The sequence below is a fragment of the uncultured Methanobrevibacter sp. genome (assembly GCF_937906425.1).
Lineage (GTDB): Archaea > Methanobacteriota > Methanobacteria > Methanobacteriales > Methanobacteriaceae > Methanobrevibacter.
The window spans coordinates 1-4911 of sequence record NZ_CALCYR010000217.1 but is presented as its reverse complement, the minus strand read 5'-3'; the positions used below and the strand labels follow the sequence as shown (position 1 = coordinate 4911).

Genomic DNA, 4911 nt, shown 5'->3' with positions numbered 1-4911 from the left:
TTTTGAGAAAATATTAATTTAGTATTTTTTCTTTGGAGGATTTATTTTTCTTTTTGAGAAAATATTAATTTAGTATTTTTTCTTTGGAGGATTTATTTTTCTTTTTTAGAAAAAATTAAGATGTTAAATTTTATTTATGGGGGATAAGTATTGAGAAATAATAAATTGTTTTTATTGTTTTCACTCATTTTTCTTCTTTTGATTTGTGTTTCTGCAGTTTCAGCGAATGAGGATATTGTATCAAATTCAAGTGTTTTTGCTGGGGATACTGTAGATTCAGTTGTTTTGGAAGGCATATCAGATGATCTTGTATGTGAAAATATTGCCGATTCAAATTGTGAATTGAATGATGGTGAAAATAATTGTTCTGTAATTCCAGATTCTTATTCTTCTTTAAAAAAGAATTCTCTTCGAGATTCTATTGATGGTGAAAATCAAAGTAGTAATGCTTCTAATGATGATTTAAAGTCTGAACTAATCTCTTCTGATGTTGATTCTAATGATGGTTTAGTCTCTAATGATACTTTTGATGATTTTAATGTTGATTCTAATGGTTTAGTCTCTAATGATACTTTTGATGATAATTATACATTTCTTGTAAATTCGGACAATTTTAACATTTTCTTTGATGAGTTTAATGTATTGCGTTCTGATTATGGTGGATGTGTTCTTGTCTTTGATGGTTGTTTTGATAATTTAGGAGTCATCTGTATTGATTTGAATAACACTAAGGTTCTTGGGCGCAATTCTTTGTTTAACAATACTGTCTTTGCATTGAATGCTTCTAATCTTCTATTGTCAAATGTCAATATGGTTTTAGATAAGGAGTTTCCTGAGAATGAGCATTCTGCAATATTTGTTCATGGGGACAATGTGACTGTGTATAACTGCACTATTGATTATGATGCCCCTTATAACTGCACTGTCTTTGGAATCTATTCCAATGGCCATCATAATGATTTTGTTAATCTGTCCTTGATTAACAATACCATTAACTTTAGGGCTCATCCATTGGGCATGTATGATTATGCTTATCCTGTGTTTTTAAGAAATACTCATGACAGTTTGGTTTATGGGAATGTGATTGATTGCGAGTTGCCTATCAAGTTCATCATGTATGGATTTTCAGGTGAGTATGGCAGTGTCAGCATGGACACTGTAGCTGCTTTGGCTGCTGATTATTGTGAGAATCTTACCTTGTCCAATAATTATATTCATTCTTCCGTTAATGGAGGTTCTAAGAATTATCCTACTTTGGATACTGTGATTCTTTATGGCTGCAGCTATTCTCTTTTTGAGAACAATACCATTTTGTGTGAGGATTTTTATACTCAAAGGGGTGAGGATAATTATCTTCAGGCTGTTGACCTTTATCGCCTTAGCGATGTGACTTTTATCAACAATAATATTTCAGTTGTTACCAATGGCGGAAAGTCTGGTATGGGAACTGCATATTGTATTGTTGTCAATGGGCCTGTGTCTAATGTTAAGATTGCTTTCAATAATTTGACTACTTATAATAATGGACCTAATTGCGGTATCTACTCTCAAAATTATTATGGTGATACCTCAATTGACATCATTAGCAACTTCATTAATGTTACAGGCAATGCAAGCAATGATGGGACCAATCCTTCTTGGTGTCTTGTAACAGGAATTGAGGTTCAGGATTCTAATGACTTGATATTGAATAACACTATCATTGTCAATAATCTTGGCGACTATAAGTCCAATGCCAATGTTTATGGAATCAGTTATATTCAGAACACTGGCGGTGGCCATAGCTATAACATTCAGTTTAACAATATCACTACAAACGGTAATTATGGAGTTAAGTTGATTGGTGATGTTAAGAACTCAACTACAGTAAATTCCACAATTTCCAATAATGTCCTGAACACTACAACCACTTCGAATAAGACTGGTGCAAGTACCAACGGTCAGATTGATAAGCCTTCAGGCACTGTTGCTAAGAACAATACCAACGGTAAGTTCAAGAATAATATGTCTGAGGACTATTATTCAGATTGGCTTAAGGATTATCTTAACAGTGATAATGATCGTGTAAAAACCGATTTTTCTTGGATAACAAATGCAATCAATACTGCATCTAATGGAACAGGATTTTCTAACAGTACAGGTAACGGCACAGGTTTTATAGATAATGGCGGTGATGACGTTGTTGGAAACGGCTCCAGCGGCAGCGATTCTATTGTCAATGGAACTGAAGATGGAAATGGCACTGGAAACGGAACAGTAGGAGGAAACATTACTGATGTCACTAATGCAACAAATGCAACAAATGGCACTGCAGAAGGAGGCATTGATAATGCTACAGATACAAACTCCACAAATCCTGAAGTGGATGTTCCTATAGATCCTAAAGATCCTGACCCTGCAGATAACAATACAACTGAAGATGTCAATGTGACTGAACCTGTAAATCCTACAGTTCCTGCAAATTCAGAAAACGCTACAGTCCCGGTTAATGAAACTGATCCAGTTAACAATACCGAGCCTATTGATAATACGGTCCCAGATAACAGCACTGAGCCTGTTAACAATACTGATGTGGATAATGTGACTAATCCTATAGTTGATGACAATTCGACTGAGACCAATAATGACACAAATCAGACAGTTCCTATGGAAAACGATGAGCCTAAAGAGGAACCTGATGAAAAAACCGATGAAGGCGATTCAAGTGATAAAGATGAGGAGAAAGATGCTGATGATAATTCAAGCCCTGGAGAATCATCTGAAGAGCTAAGTGATTCAACTGAAAGCCAAGATTCAGAAAATCAGGAATCTGAAAATTCTGACATGAGCGTTAATGTTAATCCAGGTGTCTCTAAGGAATCTTCTCTTGCTTCAACTTCCAGTTCAAGCCCTGGCCTAAGCGGAGCTTCAGCGGCTCATAACGCTTACGAGCTTGATGAGAAAACAGATGAAATTGTAGTTAAATCAGTCAATTATGGGTCATTGGCAGTCATATGCATTTTTGCATTGGCTTTAATCATTATTGGATATAAGCGTCAAAAGGATATTGAAGAGGAAGAATAAGTTAAAATTTAGTTTAAGTAATATATTTTTGGATTTTTAAAGGAAATTTTTTAACTTTAATTAAATCCATTTATATATTTTTTATTTTTTATTTTTTAAAGGAAAATATAATATTCTTAAATTAATTTTTATTTTTTTAAGGAGAGTTAAAAAGTTTATTTAAATTAATTTTTATTTTTTTAAGGAGAGTTAAAAAGATTATTTAGATAATTTTTATTTTTTTAAGGAGAGTTAAAAAGATTATTTAAATTAATTTTTATTTTTTTAAGGTATGAATTATAAGTTTTCAAATGTTTTAATCAATTAAAATGATTATTTAAATTAAAATTTAATTAAAAGTTTTTATTTCAATGATTTTTAAGGATTTACTTAATTGCTTATTTATTGAAATTTTATTGATTTTTAATTAAATTTTAGTTTAATGCTAAAATAGAATTTAATAATTTTAATTTATTTAGGAGGTTGTTATTTAATGGTTAATGGAACAGTTAGTTCTAATGTTTTAACAAATATTTTGGATACTGTTAGTCAGAGTTTGCAGATTCCGGTAATAATATTCTTGCTTATTTTTGCAATAGGAGTAATTATTTTACTTGGAGGTCTTATTCGTGAATTTATAGGTCGTAAAAAAGTTTCAAATGATGAAATGAAAAGCTTGATTAATGGCATTTCACATTCTAACAGTTCTTCTGAAATATTGTCAGTTATTGATTCTGCTGATATTCCCAATTCTCAGAAAAATGATTTGAGGGAAATTGTTTCATCCGATGATTTGGATATGGAGTCCCGTGTTGCACTTGCAAAAAAACTTCTCAGCTCTCGTGAGAAGAAATTGGATAAGCGTTTGTCATATACCGACATCATTACACGTATTGGACCTACTCTTGGTTTGATGGGAACTTTAATTCCAATGGGGCCTGGTCTTGCGGCATTAGGTAGCGGTGATATTATTACATTGTCAAATGCAATCATAGTAGCTTTTGACACTACTGTTGTAGGTATTGGCGCTGGTGCTGTTGCTTATGTAATAAGTAAAATCAGACGCAGATGGTATGGAGAATATATTGAGAATATGGATGTATTGACTGATGTTGTTTTATCCAGGCTTAAAAATATTTGATCTTTGTTTCTTGAGTATGCTAAAGTTTTTATATTTATAGTTGGGTTTTAGAATATTTGATTTTATTATTTTATGAGAGGATTGTTTTTTTATGGTGAAAATTAGTCGTAAGAACAGTTTTGATGAAAGTAATGAAGAGGATCCTATGGCTGGAGTGGCTAATTTGGTCGATGCAATGTTGGTTATTGCAGTTGGCTTAATAGTTTTTCTTGTCTTGAGTTGGAATATGCAATCAATTGTTTTTAATGAGGACATTAGTCAGGAACAGAAGCAGGCGGCAATTGAAGCCATGCAAGAGGTAACTGAAGTAGACCAAGGCCAGCAGTTAAATGAAACTCCTGAGATTTCCAACTCATCTGGAGAGGGTTATACTGAGATGGGTAAGGTTTATCAGGATTCCAGCACGGGAAAACTGATCATGATTGAAAACTAGTTGTCTTTTTTTAAATTGATATTCCATTTTTTATTTTTTTATTAAAAACATTTTTTTATTATTTTTTTAGTTTTGTTTTTTTTTTAATTTTTTTTCATTGGTTTGTAATTTGCTTTTTTTCTTTCAGTTGTTGTTTTAATTGTTTTATTTTTTTTCAATTTTTTAATATTTGAATAATAATTTTTCTTAATTATTAATTAATTAATTTTTTAATTAATTTATTAATTTATTAATTTATTAATTTATTAATTTATTAATTAATTTATTAATTTGAAAAACTGTTTTAATTTCTTGG

Annotated in this window: 3 protein-coding genes; all 3 read left to right on the top strand. The window is 31.4% G+C overall.

What is annotated here, in order from left to right:
- The first annotated feature begins 150 nt into the window (after positions 1 to 150).
- On the top strand, positions 151 to 3063 hold the full coding sequence (locus tag Q0138_RS06340) for a hypothetical protein (RefSeq protein WP_297982176.1): 2913 nt from the start codon (positions 151 to 153) through the stop codon (positions 3061 to 3063).
- Between the two features lie 472 nt (positions 3064 to 3535).
- On the top strand, positions 3536 to 4183 hold the full coding sequence (locus Q0138_RS06335) for a MotA/TolQ/ExbB proton channel family protein (RefSeq protein ID WP_297982175.1): 648 nt from the start codon (positions 3536 to 3538) through the stop codon (positions 4181 to 4183).
- 91 nt (positions 4184 to 4274) lie between these two features.
- Positions 4275 to 4616 carry a DUF2149 domain-containing protein gene (locus tag Q0138_RS06330; RefSeq protein WP_297982174.1) on the top strand — a complete coding sequence of 114 codons (342 nt, stop codon included), beginning with the start codon at positions 4275 to 4277 and terminating at the stop codon, positions 4614 to 4616.
- The last annotated feature ends 295 nt before the right edge of the window (positions 4617 to 4911 follow it).

Bases quoted from the DNA above. Each gene is read 5' to 3' on its own strand.
- Q0138_RS06335 (WP_297982175.1), top strand. From the start codon at position 3,536: ATGGTTAATGGAACAGTTAGTTCTAATGTTTTAACAAATATTTTGGAT.
- Q0138_RS06330 (WP_297982174.1), top strand. From the start codon at position 4,275: ATGGTGAAAATTAGTCGTAAGAACAGTTTTGATGAAAGTAATGAAGAG.